The organism is Achromobacter dolens (genome assembly GCF_902859745.1).
Lineage (GTDB): Bacteria > Pseudomonadota > Gammaproteobacteria > Burkholderiales > Burkholderiaceae_B > Achromobacter > Achromobacter dolens.
The window spans coordinates 24,288-40,833 of record NZ_CADIJW010000038.1; the positions used below are offsets into that span (position 1 = coordinate 24,288).

At 68.2% G+C, this 16,546-nt stretch carries 11 protein-coding genes; 3 read left to right on the top strand and 8 right to left on the bottom strand.

The window, feature by feature from the left end; genetic code table 11:
* Positions 1-8 precede the first annotated feature (8 nt).
* Entirely contained in the window at positions 9-2,072 is a 2,064-nt protein-coding gene (locus HV783_RS21725; RefSeq protein WP_175189850.1) for a site-specific recombinase, read from the top strand.
* 18 nt (positions 2,073-2,090) lie between these two features.
* On the opposite strand, the gene HV783_RS21730 is transcribed toward HV783_RS21725, so the two are convergent.
* From HV783_RS21730 to HV783_RS21745, 4 genes are read right to left on the bottom strand one after another with little or no spacing between them, the layout of a single operon-like run.
* Entirely contained in the window at positions 2,091-3,080 is a 990-nt protein-coding gene (locus tag HV783_RS21730; protein WP_175143669.1) for a Csu type fimbrial protein, read from the bottom strand.
* Positions 3,077-5,422, bottom strand: coding sequence for a fimbria/pilus outer membrane usher protein (locus HV783_RS21735; protein WP_372413133.1), 2,346 nt, complete (start codon positions 5,420-5,422; stop codon positions 3,077-3,079). Before HV783_RS21735 ends, HV783_RS21730 begins: the two co-directional genes overlap by 4 nt.
* 56 nt (positions 5,423-5,478) lie before the next feature.
* The gene (locus tag HV783_RS21740) at positions 5,479-6,198 is read right to left on the bottom strand and encodes a fimbrial biogenesis chaperone (RefSeq protein ID WP_196767563.1); all 720 of its coding nucleotides are present in this window, start codon (positions 6,196-6,198) and stop codon (positions 5,479-5,481) included.
* 29 nt (positions 6,199-6,227) lie between these two features.
* On the bottom strand, positions 6,228-6,743 hold the full coding sequence (locus HV783_RS21745; RefSeq protein ID WP_054503666.1) for a Csu type fimbrial protein: 516 nt from the start codon (positions 6,741-6,743) through the stop codon (positions 6,228-6,230).
* A gap of 508 nt (positions 6,744-7,251) precedes the next feature.
* Between HV783_RS21745 and HV783_RS21750 the strand changes: the two genes are divergently transcribed.
* Positions 7,252-8,661, top strand: a complete 1,410-nt coding sequence (locus HV783_RS21750) for an MFS transporter (protein WP_054503667.1) — start codon at positions 7,252-7,254, stop codon at positions 8,659-8,661.
* A gap of 143 nt (positions 8,662-8,804) precedes the next feature.
* Positions 8,805-10,427, top strand: coding sequence for a methyl-accepting chemotaxis protein (locus tag HV783_RS21755; protein WP_054503668.1), 1,623 nt, complete (start codon positions 8,805-8,807; stop codon positions 10,425-10,427).
* 40 nt (positions 10,428-10,467) lie between these two features.
* Here HV783_RS21755 and hutI read toward each other — a convergent pair whose 3' ends face one another.
* The 4 genes from hutI to hutU form a co-directional block, all read right to left on the bottom strand.
* On the bottom strand, positions 10,468-11,685 hold the full coding sequence (hutI, locus tag HV783_RS21760) for an imidazolonepropionase (RefSeq protein ID WP_175189851.1): 1,218 nt from the start codon (positions 11,683-11,685) through the stop codon (positions 10,468-10,470).
* 28 nt (positions 11,686-11,713) lie between these two features.
* Complete coding sequence (hutH, locus tag HV783_RS21765; protein ID WP_064527223.1) at positions 11,714-13,243, bottom strand: histidine ammonia-lyase; 1,530 nt, start codon at positions 13,241-13,243, stop codon at positions 11,714-11,716.
* Positions 13,244-13,272: 29 nt separating this feature from the next.
* A complete protein-coding gene (locus HV783_RS21770) occupies positions 13,273-14,703 on the bottom strand; it encodes a purine-cytosine permease family protein (RefSeq protein ID WP_064527221.1) in 1,431 nt (476 codons plus the stop codon).
* 66 nt (positions 14,704-14,769) lie between these two features.
* The gene (gene hutU / locus HV783_RS21775; RefSeq protein WP_437341326.1) at positions 14,770-16,461 is read right to left on the bottom strand and encodes a urocanate hydratase; all 1,692 of its coding nucleotides are present in this window, start codon (positions 16,459-16,461) and stop codon (positions 14,770-14,772) included.
* Positions 16,462-16,546: the final 85 nt, after the last annotated feature.

The window sequence follows — 16,546 nt, forward strand, 5'->3', positions numbered from 1 at the left end:
GTCCGACCATGGCGATCTCCCTCTGGCGTAAATGGCGCGCAGCGCGCCATGGCGGCCCGCAACTGGACACCCTGCTGGCGAGCGCCGACCCGGACGCGCCCCTGGCGCAGCGCAACCTCTGGATGGTCGACCTGTGCCGCTGGATCGACCGCCCCGCGCGCGACCCGGCCGAGGACGGACGCCATCCGCAACACGCCCGCCTGCGCTACGTGCTGCAGGTGCTCGAGAATAATCCGGCGCTGGCGGCGCCGGTGGCCGCCACGCTGCGCTCGCTCATCACCGACAACGACCCCACTTCGCTGCTGTGCGATACCGGCGTGGCCTCGCACCCCGGTTTCTGGGGCGAGTTCTGGGAACGGGCGCAAGCGCGGCTGCTGCCGCCCCCGCCCAATCGCAGCGACATGTTCGGCCTGTTCTCGCTGATCTTCCGCAAGGCCCACGACGCCGCCTGGATCGAAGCCCTGGACGAGGAGACCCGCGCCCGCCTGCGCCGGCTGCTGCGGCAGGGCGACGGCCTTGCCCACGCCGACCCGATGGCGCCCGAGCCACCGCCGCAGCACCTGGTCGAGGCCCTGACCAGCAGCATCCAGGTCCTGGCCAGCCAGGTGCGCGCCACCGGCCTGAGCCAGGACATCCGCAGCCGCCTGCCGGGCCGGGTGCGCGAGAGTCCATTCTTCGCGTTGGCCGGCGCCGCGGCGGAACTCTGCGACAGCGGCCCGGATACGCCGCGCGACGTCTTCGGCAGGCGGCTGAACGTGTTCCGGGCGCTGCTGGACAGTTGCCGCGACGCCACCCGCGACGTCTACGCCGAGCTGGAACAGAACGGCGTATCGGTCGAAGTGGTGTTCCAGATCGAGCGCATGAAGCTGCGGCTGGCCCGCATCGAACTGCTTCTGGGCGTGTGGGTCGATCCCACCCAGCGCAACAAGTATGCCCACCTGATCGCCGAGCTGGTCCGTTCGACCCAGGCGCGCAGCAGCATCCGTCACCTGGCGGCGTCGTCGTTCGCGCAACTGGCGCGGCGCGTCATGGACCGCACCGCCGAGACCGGCGAGCACTACATCGCCCGCGACGCCGCCGAATACCTGTCGATGCTGAAGGCATCGGCGGGCGGCGGCCTGGTGATGGTGCTGACCGTCTACCTGAAGTTCTTCATCGTCTCGCTGCACCTGGACAAGTTCATCGAGGGCCTGCTGGCCTCGCTCAACTATGCCGGCGGCTTCCTGGCGATCCATTTCGCGCATTTCACGCTGGCCACCAAGCAGCCGGCCATGACCGGCCCGGCGCTGGCGCACCGGCTCGACGAGGCCAACACCCCCGAAGGTCGCGAGGCCTTCCTGGACGACACCCTGTCGATGATCCGCTCGAACGCGGCGGCCATCCTGGGCAACCTGGCCGTGGTGTTCCCGCTGGCGTGGGCCGTGCAGTGGGTGGCGCAGCATTGGCTGCAACGGCCCCTGATCGATGCCGAGAAGGCTCAGGCCACGCTGGACTCGTTTTCCCTGTGGGGACCGACGCCGATCTACGCCGCCGCCACCGCCGTGCTGCTGTGGCTGTCCAGCCTGATCGCGGGCTGGGCCGACAACTGGTTCGCCCTGCATCGCGTGCACGACGTCATGGCCTATGACCGCCGCATCCGCCATCTGTTCGGCGCGCGCGGCGCGGCGCGCTGGGCCGGCTTCTGGCAGCGCAACATCTCGGGCATCGCCGGCAACGTGTCGCTCGGGCTGATGCTGGGCCTGGGACCGGCCATCGTCAGCTTCTTCGGTCCCCACGTCGAAGTCCGCCACGTCACGCTCAGCGCCGGCCAGATCGGTTCGGCCATCGGCGCGCTGGGATGGGAAGTCGTGCACACGCATGCGTTCTGGATGGCGGTGGCGGGCACCGCCGTGACCGGGCTGTTGAATGTCGGGGTGAGTTTCGCGCTGGCCTTCAATGTCGCGCTGCGCTCGCGCAACCTGCGCCGCGGCGATCGGCAGGCGCTGGCGCTGGGAGTGCGCCAACGCATCTGGCAACGGCCGGCCACGCTGTTCTGGCCGGTCAAGCCGCGCGTCGCGCCGCCCGCGGCCTGATGCCGGGCGCGGCGCCACTCAGAAAGTGATGGTGACCAGCACGGTGTCCTTGTAATTGCCGGGGCGAGGCGTCGTCTGCGCGGGCACCCGCCCATACACGGTGAACACCTGATTGGCGCCGGTGCCTGTGCGGTTGAGCGTGGTGCCTCCGGTCACGCCGTCGCCCCAGACCGTCGCATAGTTCGCATCCTGGTAAAGCTGATAGCCGACCGTATCGGCCTGTGTCTCATGCTTCATCTTGCGCGCCGACACATTGTTGGCCACCGAGCCGCCATTGAGCGCGACCGCAAACGCATTGCTGTTGGTGCATCGCACCGTGACCTGCGCATTCCCGGTGACGGCCTGATTGAGCAGACCCTGCGGCGGAAACGCCAGATCGGTGGTGTTGATCGTGCAGTTCTTCTGCACCGTGGCCTGCACGGTCAGCGGGATGGACAGCCGCTGGGTCGGCGCGGCGATCGGGCAATTCACCAGCAGGGAGGCCAGCAACCCGATGGCGATATCCACATAGCCGGTGGTGGTGTAGCTCTCGCTGTAGAGCGTATTGGCGTTGCCGACGGTCGAGACCGTGTTCTGGCCGCCGGGCAGCTTGGCATAATAGGAAAACGTCGCCGACGCGTTGCCCCCCAGCGCGGGCCCGCTCAGCAGCACCGAGGTCGGCGCCGTCGTGCCCGCAGTGCTCCACACCTGAGTGTGGCCGCTGTCCGTGTATAGGTTGTAATTCATGCGCAAGGCGCCCGCGCCCAGGGCCCTTGCCGCGGTGCTGGGGCTGGTGTTGCCCACGCCCATGTAGAAGCACAGCCGCGCGCCCAGCGCCAGCGCGGTGAAATTGCAATTGACGACGACGCTGTTGGCATCCGCGAAGGTATCGGTGGCCAACAGCGGATTGACCGAGCCGAAGTTGATCGTTGACGTCGTGCCCGCCCCCAACGAGCATGAACTGGCCCGCGCATCGACGGTCGCGCCCAGCCCGAGCAAGGCACCCAGAACGAACAAGGCGGATTTCATTGGCCGGGCTCCTTCAACGGCTGGCATACGAACGGCCCCAGCGTGGGCAGCGGGCGCGCCGGATCGTGACGGTACGGAAATTCCGCCACGCACGACACGCCGCTGCCTTTCACGCGCAAATGATTCTCGACCTGCAGGTCTTCGACAAAAGCGATGCCGTCGTAGCCCACCACCGACTGCTTGCCGCTTTCGACGTGCGCGACCCGCGCCCCCACCGGCAACACCGAGCCGTCCGGCAGGTGCAGGATGACCGACGCCGCGGCATAGCGCTGCAACTGGAACTTGACCAGCACGCCGGACCCCGCCTGCGGCACCGCCACCGCCTTGGTCGACTCCAGTTTCATGTCGACCGGCAGTTCGTCCGGATCGATGGACAGGCGGTTGATCTGATAGGAATTCAGGTCCGGCACCAGCAGGTGGCCCGCGCTGTTGGTGCGGCCCAGTTTGCGGTTCTCGTGCAGCACCGCCACGTCCGGCGTGCCGTCGGTGCTGACCAGCGCGAAGCCGTCGTTGATCCGGCGCGACGGCGTCAGCGAACCATCCATCAGCACCACCGCGCCGACGGCCTGCAGCGCCGCCTGATTCTTGCCGCCGTAGTCCTGCCCCAGCGCGGTCAACTGGCCATAGCGGCCCAGGAACTGCAGCTTGCCCTGGTTGTACTGCCTGCCGCCGCTGCGGCCATTCTCCACGCCCCAGCCCCAGCCGCCGTCGTAATCCACATTGCGCTGCGCGCCGACGCTATAGGTATCCTGCTCACCCTGACGGCCGACCGAGGCGTTGAACTGCGTGTTGTCGCCCAGCAGGATGGAAAAGCCGAGATAGACGCCGTGTGAATTGGTCTGCGCGAAATCGTTGTACGCGCTGAGGTTCATGGATACGCGGCTGTGCAGATTGGCGGTGTACGAGGCCGACCCGATCTTGGCGGCCGGCACCTGCGGCATGCGAAAGCCGATGTAGCTCAGCGACACGCTCTGCGACTGGGTCAGCGGCAGCGAGAACGTGACGCGGTCGGTCTGCCGCGGCACCGGCGCGTCCTCGCGCGAGCCCAGGTCGCCGTAATTGCCCAGGGCGCGCACCGTTTGCAATTCGACGCTGAAGGCCGGCTCGACGTATTGGTAGCCCAGGCTGACCTGGCCGCCGTCGTAGTGGCCCGCGCTGCCGGACAGCGCGCCATTGACCACGCCCGCCTGTCCCAGCCTGACGAGCGCGCCCGCGCCGACGTTGTAGACGCCGGCGCTCATTTCACTGTGGCCCTCCAGGGTCAGCGCATCGTCCAGGCCATAACGCCCCGACGCCGTGACGGCGGGCCGCTTGTCGTAGTCGAACGAGCGCACGCTGAACTGGCGCCGCGCGAAGCCGGCCTCGACGGAATAGCTGGACAGGCCGGCCGCCAGCATGCGCGTATCGATGTAGAGCGGCACCGAGGTGCTGACGCTGCGTCCCAGCGCGTCGCGCGTGACCAGCGTGGCCTGGCCCGATCCCGTGACGCCGGGAATCTGGTTGACCACGAAAGGGCCGGCCGGGACGTTGCCCGAATACTGCTGCACGCCATTGACGTACAGGGACACGGAGGAGGGCACCACCGATGAAGCGCTCAGGGACGACACCGGGAATGTCACCAGATCCGGACGCAAGGCGAAATTGCGGCCCCACTGGATTCCGGCCACCCGCACCGAGCGCGACCAGTTCAACGACGAGGTGATGGTGTCGCCGACCCGCAGGGTGCGCAACGTGTCCTGGTCGGAATGGGTCCAGTAGGTGTCATAGCGGATGTAGCGGTCGGCCCGACCGCCGAGGTAGGCCGTGCCGGTGTTGTTGAACGTGCCGCGCGGATCGAAGTAGCGCTGCTCGGTGTACATCGACACCTTGTTGTAGGCATCGGTCTGCGCATAGGCCTCGTAGTTCAGGACCAGCCCGCGGCCCGAGGTGGCGCGCGGCGTCTGCGGCAAGCCGCGGGTATCCACCTGGAATGGGAGGCGCAACGCGTCGGGCACCACCAGATTCACCGTCTGCATGGCGGCGTTGTAGGTGTAGCGCAGGCCGGCAATGTCATCGAGCGGGATCTCGCTGTCGCGGGGCGCGCCGAGCTTGCTCACGTCCACCCCGACGGACCCCAGCGCGCCCGGGCTGGCGGACAGCCGGCCCTGCGCATCCCGGAAACGCAATAGCTGCGCGGTATTCACGCCGTTGATACTTACCTCCAAATACACATCGCGCTCGGCGATATTGCCGAACGACACCAGTTGGATGGGCAAATCCGCCGCCGCCGACGTCGCGCCGGACAGTGCGAGCGCGAGGCGGCAGGCGCAGCGCCCGCAAGCACGGATCGCGCGTACTGCCATGGGCTGCCTTCTCTTACCCCAACGGCCGCCAAAAGGGCGGCGCGGGACGCAATCAGTCAGTCGACTCGCGGCGTGACGGTGACGGTGCTGCCGTTCACCATGGCCCGGATCCTGATCTGGCCGGCCGCGTCCTGTTTGGCGGGAAAGCGCCAGAGCCGCTCGCGGCGGGCCAGCGCATATCCCAGCAGGCCGTCCACTTTCGCCAGCGGCGCGTCGGCGCCGGACAGCAGTTGCAGCGACGCCACCTGCGCATAACGGGTGCCGGAGTTGTCGAGCCGCAGCACCCATTCCTTGCCCTGGCGCGACAGGTGCCAGGCCAGCTCGGGCACCGGCTCGGGCGTGGCACCGGCCACGAAGACCGGCACGGAGTAGCGCATGCGCAGCACCACGCCATTGACCATTGGCGTGGACGGATCGGGAATCTCGTCGATCACCAGCCGGTAACTCTGTTCCAGCGCCGCCAGTTCCTTGCCGGCACGCACCAGACGCACCAGTTGTTCACCTTTGGGCGGCACCTGGATGATCGGCGGGCTGGCCAGGATCTCCTGCGTCGGCGTCAGCACGTCTTCACCCTGCGCCTGGTCCCAGGCGTAGACGCGCACCTGGCCGTAGACGGGCGTCACGCCCGGATTGCGCAGCATGATGCCGGTGGCGCTCTGCTGCGGCTGCAAGTCCACCAGCACGGGGGATATCTGCAGCGTCGCCGCCCGCGCCGGCACGGCCAGGACGCTCCAGGCGAAAACCGCGCCGACCAGTATGCGGAAGATACGACCCACGAATGGGCGGCCCGCGAATGGGCGGCCCACTAGAAATACACCGTCGCGGTCACGGTCGAGGAATAGGTATCGGGCGCCGGCGTACTCTGCACGGGCACCGTGCCGTTCACGGTGAGCGCCTGCGATGAGCCATTGCCGACGCCGCCGACGCGATCGCTGGAGCCGGTATCGCCCCAGACCACCGTCTGGTTGGGCGCGGGCTGGTACAACTGATATCGCACCGTGCTGGCGGTATTGCCCGTCGCGGTCCCGTTCATATAACGGGTGGCGAAGGTGGATCCCGAACCGGTCCCGGCACTCAGGCCGACGGTATAGGGCGTGGTATTGGTGCAGGTCACGTTGACCGTGGTATTGCCCGTGACCGCGGTGGTGAGCAGGCCGTGACTGCCGAAGCTCAGGTTATTCGCGGCGATGGTGCAATTGGCGGTAATGGTCAGCGTCACCGTCATGTTGGCCGTGGTCTGGGCCAGCGCCGCCTGGGGCAGGGAGCCGGCCGCCGCAAGCGTCAAAGTCAGAGTCGTCGCGCACAAGGACAAGCGTTTCATGAATCACTCCCACGAAATACTGCTGCACTGTCAGACCTGCATAACAACCATGGTACGGCGAATAAAGTGGCCGGGCACAATTTGGTTAAATTCAAACTCGCATCGCTTACCACTTCTCACCAGACGGATTAAGAATCCCGGACAACGAATTGAATTATCTCTATGAAAACACGATTAATCCGGGATGGGATATTTTGTTGTAATTCAGCACACAGGACAATTTCAATTAGTAACCGGCGTTCCCAAAAACGAGAGAAATCCCGGCCGCGGGATTATTCATTGATGATTATTCCGACGCCGCCGCGTGACCGCCCGGTCGCATTAATGCCGAGCGGCCGATAATCACCGCGCGTCCGCCATTGCGCGTGCCGTCCCGGCGCGCTGGCCGCCCGGGCGCCCACGGCACGGCCACGTCCGCCCGGCTGACGAAGCGTTGAATCGACATGTCGCACTAGAATCAACGCTCACCCACAGCCGTCGGCCCCGGCGTTTCGCCGCGCGTCTCCTCATGTTCTCCTTCTCAAGCAACACCATCCATCCGGCGGGCCGCGGCCTGCCCGCGTCCGAACGCCTGGGCGCGCTGCTGGCCGTCATGCTGGCGGTCTGCATGGCCAGCCTCGACACCGCCATCGCCAACACCGCGCTGCCCACCATCGCTCGCGACCTGCAGGCCAGCGACGCGGGTTCCATCTGGGTCATCAGCGGCTACCAACTGGCGATGGTCGCGGGTCTCTTGCCGGCGGCGGCGCTGGGCGAGATCCTGGGGCACCGGCGCGTCTACATGGTCGGCATCGTGGTGTTCACCCTGGCCTCGCTGGCCTGTGGGCTGGCGCCCTCCCTGCCGGTGCTGGTGGCGGCCCGCATCCTGCAGGGCCTGGGCGCGGCCGGCGTCATGAGCGTGAACGCGGCCTTGCTGCGCTTCATCTATCCGGCCCCGGTGCTCGGGCGCGGCATGGGCCTGAACGCGATGGTGGTGGGCCTGTCGTTCGCCGCAGGGCCGACCGCGGCCTCCACCATCCTGCTGCTGGGGTCATGGCACTGGCTGTTCCTGATCAACGTGCCGATCGGCCTGCTGGCGGTGGCGCTGGGCCTGCGCGGCCTGCCCCTGACCACGCGCGCGCCGCACGGCTTCGACGGCCTGGCCGCGGCGCTGTGCGCCATGACGCTGGGGCTGTTCGTGCTCGGCTCGAACGAACTGGCGCATAGCGCGCCGTGGCCGCGCGTCACCCTGGAATGGGGCCTGGCGGCGGCCAGCCTGTGGCTGCTGATGCGGCGCCAGGCCGGCCACCCGGCGCCGATCCTGGCGGTGGACCTGTTGCGCCGACCGCTGTTCGCACTGTCCGCCGCCACCGCGGTGTGCGCGTTCGCGGCGCAGGCGCTGGCGTTCGTGTCGCTGCCGTTCCTGTTCCAGACGGTGCTCGGCTACACCCAGGTGCATACCGGCTTTCTCATCACGCCGTGGCCGGTGGTGGTGGCGATCATGGCGCCCATCGCCGGGCGCATGTCCGACCGCTATCCGGCCGGCATGCTGGGCGGCGTGGGGCTGGCGCTCCTGGCCCTGGGCATGGCGTCGCTGGCGCTGCTGCCGGCCGCGCCCTCGGCCTGGGACATCTCTTGGCGCATGGCACTGTGCGGCGCCGGCTTCGGTTTCTTCCAGTCGCCCAACCTGCGCGCCATCATGACCTCCGCGCCGCCCTCGCGCGCGGGCGGGGCCAGCGGCATGATCGGCACGGTGAGGCTGCTGGGCCAGGCCACCGGCGCGGCGCTGGTGGCCGCCTGCTTCAACGTGTCAACCACCCACGGCGCCGTGATCGCGCTGTGGCTGGGCGGCCTGTGCGCCGCGCTGGCCAGCCTGGCAAGCTTCGCGCGGCTGCGCTTTGGCGCGATCGAGCCGGCCGAAACGCCCGCCACGCGATGAAAAGACGCTTTTATTGCGGTTAATGTCGTTATATATCGCTGACAGGCCGACACATACGTAAGATGTGCAACACGCGCTAAATATCAAAGGGGCCGGGCCGTTGTCCGGGGTGAGGCAGTCTCCTACCCCCAAGAAAGACGCGTATGACACAGTTCCTGAAAGACATCACCATCCGCCGCATGATCCTGAGCACGTTGCTCCTGATCAGTGTCCTGTTCGCCGGCCAGGCAGCCATCAGCGTGAACGGGTTGCGCCACGCCAGCGACGCCCTCGAAGCCAGCAACGACCTGCTGAACGAAGTTTCCTCGCTTTCCCTCATCAACGACCAGATCATGCGCGCCCGCCTGCGGCTGGCGCGGCAGCTTGAATACGCCCGCGACGGCCTGGCCGCGCCCGCCGCCGAAGAAGGCCGCGCGATCGACGCGGCGCTGGAGGAAGCCCGCAAGAACCAGCAGGCATTCCTAGAGTCGGCCAAGAACGATACGCCCGCGTCGATCCTCGACCCATTGCGCAACGACTTCGATGCGCTGGTCAATGGCGGCATCGCGGTGCAGCGCAACTTCCTGGCGCAGGACGACATCGAGAAGGCGCGCGCCCACGCCGCCGGACCGGTCGTCACCGCCAGCCGCGCCTTCGGCAAAAGCATCGAAAACTACCAGGCCTACGCCAGGCAGCGCCAGGAGGCCCTGATCGAACGGTCCATGACCGAGCGCCGCGAAGCGTTCGCGGGCATCGGCATCGTGCTGGGCGTCAGCCTGCTGCTGCTGGTGCTGGGCGACCGCTATGTCGTGCACTTCATGCAGCGGCCATTGAACGTGGTCAAGCGCCACTTCCAGCATATCGCCGCGGGCGACCTGACCGCGCCCATTGCCCCGTTTGGCAACAACTGCGTCGGCCAGTTGATCCCTTACCTGCAGGAAATGCAGGCCAGCCTGGTGCGGACGGTGCATTCGGTGCGCGACGGCGTGGCTGAAATCAACACCGGCTCCAGCGAGATCGCCGCCGGCAACCAGGACCTGTCCAGCCGCACCGAGCAACAGGCCGCCGCGCTCGAGGAAACCGCGGCCAGCATGGAACAGTTGCTGTCGACCGTCACCAGCAACGCCGACAACGCGCGCCAGGCCAACGCCATGGCCGCCGAGGCGTCGGAAGTGGCCCGCCGTGGCGGCGCCGCGGTGCAGAGCGCAGTCGCCACGATGCGAGAAATCGCGCAGGACTCGGGGCGCATCGAAGACATCGTCGGCGTGATCGACGGCATCGCCTTCCAGACCAACATCCTGGCGCTGAACGCGGCGGTCGAAGCCGCGCGCGCCGGCGAGCAGGGCAAGGGCTTCGCCGTGGTGGCGGGCGAAGTGCGCTCATTGGCGCAACGCAGCGCCAGCGCCGCCAAGGAAATCAAGCAGTTGCTGGGCGCCTCGGGCGCGACGGTGCAGGCCGGCGCGGCCCAGGTCGAGACCGCCGGCCGCACCATGGAGGAAATCCAGGCGGCGATCGAGCGGCTGACCACGCTGGTCGGCGACATCGCCAGCGCCTCGCACGAACAGGTCACCGGCATCGATCAGGTCAACACCGCGGTGACCCAGATGGACCAGGTGACGCAGCAGAACGCCGCGCTGGTCGAACAGGCCGCCGCCGCCGCGGCCTCGCTGGAATCGCAGGCGCAGCGCCTGCAGCATTCGGTCAGCACCTTCCGGCTGCCGGCTGGCCAGCAGGAATACGCGCCGCCGGCCCTGCCGGCGCGTGAGCGCCTGGCGCTGTCGGCCTGATCCGCGCGCGCGGCGCCGGCCGCGGACCGGCGCCGCCGCGTCAGTCCAGCGCGGTCGCGCAGACCGGCTCGCCGTGGCGGATGACCCGCTTGGGCAGTTCGCCGCCGATCCAGTACGCCAGCTCGGCCGGATGGGCGATGTCCCACGCCACGAAGTCGGCGACCTTGCCCGGCGCCAGCACGCCGTGGCTGGCCTGCAGGCCCAGCGCGCGCGCCGCGTGGACCGTAGCGCCGGCCAGCGCCTCCTGCGGCGTCAAGCGGAACAGGGCGCATGCCATGCTCAACATCAGCCGCAGAGACAACGCAGGCGAGGTGCCCGGGTTGAGGTCGCTGGAGATCGCGATCGGCACGCCGTGCCGCCGCAGCAGGTCGATCGGCGGCAGTTGCGTTTCACGCAGCGCGTAGAACGCACCCGGCAACAGCACCGCCACCGTGCCGGCCGCCGCCATGGCGCGGACGTCGGCCTCGGTCAGGTATTCCAGATGGTCGGCGGACAATGCGCCGTAGCGCGCCGCCAGGCTGGCGCCGTGCAGCGACGACAATTGCTCGGCGTGCAGCTTCACCGGCAGGCCCAACTGGGCCGCGGCCTGGAATACCCGCTCGACCTGCGCCGGCGAGAAGGCCAGGTGCTCGCAGAAAGCGTCCACCGCGTCCACCAGCCCTTCGGCCGCCAGCACCGGCAGCATGCGACGCGCGACCTCGTCGATATAGTCATCGGCGCGGCCGGCGAATTCAGGCGGCAGCGCATGCGCCGCCAGACAGGTGGCGCGCACCGTCAACGGCAGCGTCTGCCCCAGGTGGCGCGCCACCCGCAGCATCTTGCGCTCATTGGGCAGGTCCAGGCCGTAGCCGGACTTGATCTCCAGCGTGGTGACGCCATCGCGCAGCAGATGCAGCGCGCGTCGCCGAGCGCTGGCGTACAACTGCGCCTCGGTGGCGGCGCGGGTGGCGCGCACCGTGCTGGCGATGCCGCCGCCCTGGGCCGCGATCACCGCGTAGTCCACGCCCTGCAGGCGCTGTTCGAACTCCTGGCTGCGGTCGCCGCCGAACACCAGATGCGTGTGACAGTCGATCAGTCCCGGCGTCACCCAGGCGCCGCCCAGGTCGTGCTCGGCCGCCTCGTCGCCGCGCGGCAGGTCAGCTTCCGGGCCGACCCACTCGATGTGCTGGCCGCGCGTCACCAGCGCGGCGCGCTCGACGGCCGCATATTCGCCGCCGGCCATCGTCGCCACGTGGCAGTTGCGCCAGATCTGTTTCATGCGCGTACTCCCCTTATCGTCGATGCGCTCAAAGGCTGGGCAACAGGCCAGCCGGCATCAGCGCGTTCAGGTGACGGCCGGCGATCAACCGACTGGCGGCCTCGATGTCGGGCGCGAAGAAGCGGTCCTTTTCGTAGTGCGCGACCTGCTCGCGCAGCAGGCCGCGGGCGCGTTCCAGCTTGGGAGAGGTCTTCAACCCGGCGCGGAAGTCCAGCCCCTGGCAGGCGCCCAGCCACTCGATCGCCAGGATGTCGCGCACGTTGTCGGCCATCGGCCAGAGCCGCTTGCCGGCATTCGGCGCCATCGACACGTGGTCTTCCTGGTTGGCCGAGGTCGGCAGGCTGTCGACGCTGGCAGGATGCGCCAGCGCCTTATTGTCGCTGGCCAGCGCGGCCGCCGTGACCTGCGCGATCATGAACCCCGAATTGACGCCGCCGTTGCTCACCAGGAACGGCGGCAGTTGCGACATGTGCTTGTCCATCATCAACGAAATGCGGCGCTCGGACAGCGCGCCGATCTCGGCCAGCGCCAGGGCCAGGTTATCGGCCGCCAGCGCCACCGGCTCGGCATGGAAGTTGCCGCCCGACAGCACGTCGCCCTGTTCGGCGAACACCAGCGGGTTGTCGGACACGGCGTTGGCCTCGATCTGCAGCACCTGCGCCACGTGGCGGATCTGCGTCAGGCAGGCCCCCATCACCTGCGGCTGGCAGCGCAGCGAGTAGGGGTCCTGGACCTTGTCGCAGTCCACGTGCGAATGGCCGACCTCGCTGTCTTCGGTCAGCAGGTCGCGGTAGACGGCGGCCACGTCGATCTGGCCTGGCTGGCCGCGCGCCTCGTGGATGCGGGCGTCGAACGGCACGCGCGAGCCGAGCATCGCTTCCACGCTCAGGCTGCCGCAGACCAGGCCCGCGGCGAGCAGGTCCTCGGTCTCGAACAGGCCGCGCAGCGCGTAGGCCGTGGACACCTGGGTGCCGTTCAGCAGCGCCAGGCCCTCCTTGGCCGCCAGCGTCAGGGGCCCCAGTCCGGCGCGGGCCAGCGCCGCCCTGGCCGGCAGCCACTCGCCGTCGCAGCGGGCGCGGCTCTCGCCCAGCAAAAGCAGCGACATGTGCGCCAGCGGCGCCAGGTCGCCGGAAGCGCCCACCGAGCCTTTCAGCGGGATATGCGGATACACGCCGGCATTGACCAGCGCGATCAGGCTGTCGATGACCTGGCGGCGGATGCCCGAGCGGCCGCGCGCCAGGCTGTTGATCTTGAGCACCATGATGAGCCGCACCATGGCGTCGTCGAGCGGCTCGCCCACCCCGGCGGCATGCGACAGCACCAGCGAGCTCTGCAGCGCCTGCAGGTCTTCGCGGGCGATCTTGGTCGAGGCCAGCAGGCCGAAGCCGGTGTTGATGCCATAGGCCGTGCGGCCTTCGGCAATGATGCGCTCGACGCAGGCGACGCTGGCGTCGATCGGGCCGTAGGCGGCCGGATCCAGCGTCACGCGGCCCGCTTGCTGGTACACCTGGCGCAGTTGCGCCAGCGTCAGGTGGCCAGGATTCAAGTGCAGATCCATTTCTTATTCTCCAGGACGGATATCCGATGTCATGCGATGTCGTGTCCGCGCAGGGTCGGGTGGGGCGCAGGCGTGTGCCCGCGGCGGGCGAACACGTAATAGAGCAGGCCTGGCACGATCAGCCCGATGATCCACGAGATGTCCACGCCGCCCAGGCGCGCGACCATCGGACCGGTGTAGAGCCTGGTCGAGATGAAGGGCATCTGCACCAGCACGCCCGCCACGTAGACCAGGATGCCGGGCCAGTTCCAGCGCCCGTAGCGGCCATCGGGATCCGACAGCGCGGCGACGTCGTAGCGCTCGCGGTTGATGAAATAGTAGTCAACCAGGTTGACGGCGCTCCAGGGCGTGAAGAAGGCCAGCAGGAACAGGATGAACGATTTGAACGCGTTCAGGAACGAATGCTGCCCCACCAGCGCCACACAGGTGGCCGCGCCGACGATCAACAGCACGAACACCAGCCGCTGGCGTCGCGAGATCTCCACATGGCCGCGAAAGCCGCTGATGATGGTGGCGATGCACATGAAGCTGCCGTAAGAGTTCAGCGTCGAGATGGTGACCTTGCCGAAGGCGATGCTGAAGTACAACAGCGCAGCGGTGGCGCCGGCGCCGCCCAGTCCGACGATGTAGGCCACTTCGCGGCCGGCGAACTGGCCCGCCGCCATGGCCGCCGCCAGCACGCCGAGCGTCATCGCGATCTGCGCGCCCGCGACCGAACCCAGGCCCACCGCCAGGAAGGTCCTGGACGACGAGGTGCGGCTGGGCAGGTAGCGCGAGTAATCCGCCACGTAGGGGCCATAGGCGATCTGCCACGAGGCCGCCAGCGACACCGCCAGCAGGAACGAGGTCCAGTTGAAATGGCGGATCTGCAGCAACTGGCCCACGTCGCCCAGCGTCATCACACGGCTGAACAGGTAGACGAACGCGATCAGCCCCAGCACGCTGGCCACGCGCCCGATCATGTGGATCGTGCGGTAACCGAACACCGTGACCAGCACGATGACGGCGGCGAACAGCAGGATGCCTGCGCTGTCGCTGACGCCCAGCAACTGGCCGATGGCCTGCCCCGACAGCACGGCGCCTGTAGCCGTGAACCCCAGATACATCAGGCACACCAGCACGATCGGGATGGCCGCGCCGTAGACGCCGAACTGCACGCGGCTGGAGATCATCTGCGGCAGGCCCAGCCTGGGCCCCTGGGCCGCGTGCAGCGCCATGACGGCGCCGCCGAAGACCTGGCCGATGAACAGCCCGACCAGCGACCAGAACACGTCCCCGCCTAGCACTACCGCCAGCGCGCCGGTGACGATGGCGGTGATCTGCAGATTGGCGCCCAGCCACAGCGTGAACTGACTGTAGAGCCTGCCATGGCGTTCGGCCTCCGGAATGAAGTCGATCGAGCGCCGCTCGATCAGCGCTCCGTCGTGCGCCCCATTGCGCGCCTCGCTGTCCTGCTCCATGCGTTGTCTCCTGGCGGGCGCCGCGCGGCGGAGCCCGGTTGTGGTGCCGTGGCCGCCGGCCCCGGATCAGCGTTGCGCGTTGACCATGGGCAGGTCCAGGCCCTGCTCGCGGGCGCAATCGGCCGCGGCCTCATAGCCCGCGTCGGCATGACGCATCACCCCGGTGCCCGGATCGTTCGTGAGCACACGCGCGATACGCTCGGCCGCCGCATCGGTGCCATCGCACACGATCACCATGCCGGCGTGCTGCGAGAAGCCCATGCCGACGCCGCCGCCGTGATGCAGCGACACCCAGGTGGCGCCCCCCGCGGTGTTCAGCAGCGCGTTGAGCAGCGGCCAGTCGGAAACCGCGTCGGAACCGTCGCGCATGGCCTCGGTTTCGCGGTTGGGACTGGCGACGGAGCCGGAATCCAGATGGTCGCGGCCGATCACCACCGGCGCCGACAGCTCGCCGCTGCGCACCATCTCATTGAATGCCAGGCCCAGCCTGGCGCGTTGTCCCAGGCCGACCCAGCAGATGCGCGCCGGCAGGCCCTGGAACCGGATGCGCTCGCGCGCCATGTCGAGCCAGCGGTGCAGGTGGGCGTCGTCGGGGATCAGTTCCTTGACCTTGGCGTCGGTCTTGTGGATGTCCTGCGGGTCGCCCGACAGCGCGGCCCAGCGGAACGGGCCAACGCCGCGGCAGAACAGCGGGCGGATGTAGGCGGGCACAAACCCCGGAAAATCGAAGGCGTTGGCGACGCCTTCTTCCATGGCCATCTGGCGGATGTTGTTGCCGTAGTCGAACGTCGGCACGCCCCGACGATGGAATGCCAGCATGGCCTGGACGTGCACCGCCATCGACTGCTTGGCGGCCTTGACCACGGCGGCGGGCTCGCGCCTGCCGCGCTCGCGGTATTCGGCCCAGGTCCAGCCGGCGGGCAGGTAACCATTGAGCGGATCGTGGGCGCTGGTCTGGTCGGTGACCATGTCCGGGCGCACGCCGCGCCGCACCAGCTCGGGCAATACCTCGGCGGCATTGCCGCACAGCGCCACCGACACGGCGCGACCCGCCTTGGTATAACGCGCGATGCGGGCCAGCGCGTCGTCCACGTCGGCGGCCTGTTCGTCGACATAACGGGTGCGCAGGCGGAAGTCGATGCTGGCCTGCTGGCATTCGATCGTCAGCGAGCAGGCGCCGGCCAGCGTCGCCGCCAGCGGCTGCGCGCCGCCCATGCCGCCCAGGCCCGCGGTCAACACCCAGCGGCCGGCGAGCTTGCCGTCGTAATGCTGGCGCCCCGCCTCGACGAAGGTCTCGTAGGTGCCCTGCACGATGCCCTGGCTGCCGATGTAGATCCAACTGCCGGCGGTCATCTGCCCATACATGGCCAGGCCTTTGGCGTCGAGTTCGTTGAAATGCTCCCAGGTGGCCCAATGCGGCACCAGGTTGGAATTTGCGATCAACACGCGCGGCGCGTTGGCGTGGGTCTTGAACACGCCTACCGGCTTGCCCGACTGCACCAGCAGGGTCTCGTCGTCCTCCAGGCGCTTGAGCGTCTCGACGATCTTGTCGTAGCAATCCCAATCGCGCGCGGCGCGGCCGATGCCGCCATAGACCACCAGCTCCTTGGGATTCTCCGCGACGTCCGGATCGAGATTGTTCATCAGCATGCGCAACGGCGCCTCGGTGAGCCAGCTCTTGGCGGTGAGCTGGTTGCCGCGCGGCGCGCGGATCTCGACGTCGCGGTAACGGTTCGATTGTTCCAAGGCGGTCTCCATGATCGATGGCGCGGCGCGATGCGCGGCCTGCTGACGGAATCATAGGACGCCTATGCTTGTATATACAAGCTGGCCGGACCCGGTT

Coding starts and splice junctions, on each gene's coding strand:
- HV783_RS21730 (WP_175143669.1), bottom strand. CDS start 3,080: ATGAAATCCGCCTTGTTCGTTCTGGGTGCCTTGCTCGGGCTGGGCGCG.
- hutH (WP_064527223.1), bottom strand. CDS start 13,243: ATGGATCTGCACTTGAATCCTGGCCACCTGACGCTGGCGCAACTGCGC.
- HV783_RS21745 (WP_054503666.1), bottom strand. CDS start 6,743: ATGAAACGCTTGTCCTTGTGCGCGACGACTCTGACTTTGACGCTTGCG.
- HV783_RS21725 (WP_175189850.1), top strand. CDS start 9: ATGGCGATCTCCCTCTGGCGTAAATGGCGCGCAGCGCGCCATGGCGGC.
- HV783_RS21750 (WP_054503667.1), top strand. CDS start 7,252: ATGTTCTCCTTCTCAAGCAACACCATCCATCCGGCGGGCCGCGGCCTG.
- HV783_RS21755 (WP_054503668.1), top strand. CDS start 8,805: ATGACACAGTTCCTGAAAGACATCACCATCCGCCGCATGATCCTGAGC.
- hutI (WP_175189851.1), bottom strand. CDS start 11,685: ATGAAACAGATCTGGCGCAACTGCCACGTGGCGACGATGGCCGGCGGC.
- hutU (WP_437341326.1), bottom strand. CDS start 16,461: ATGGAGACCGCCTTGGAACAATCGAACCGTTACCGCGACGTCGAGATC.
- HV783_RS21770 (WP_064527221.1), bottom strand. CDS start 14,703: ATGGAGCAGGACAGCGAGGCGCGCAATGGGGCGCACGACGGAGCGCTG.
- HV783_RS21735 (WP_372413133.1), bottom strand. CDS start 5,422: ATGGCAGTACGCGCGATCCGTGCTTGCGGGCGCTGCGCCTGCCGCCTC.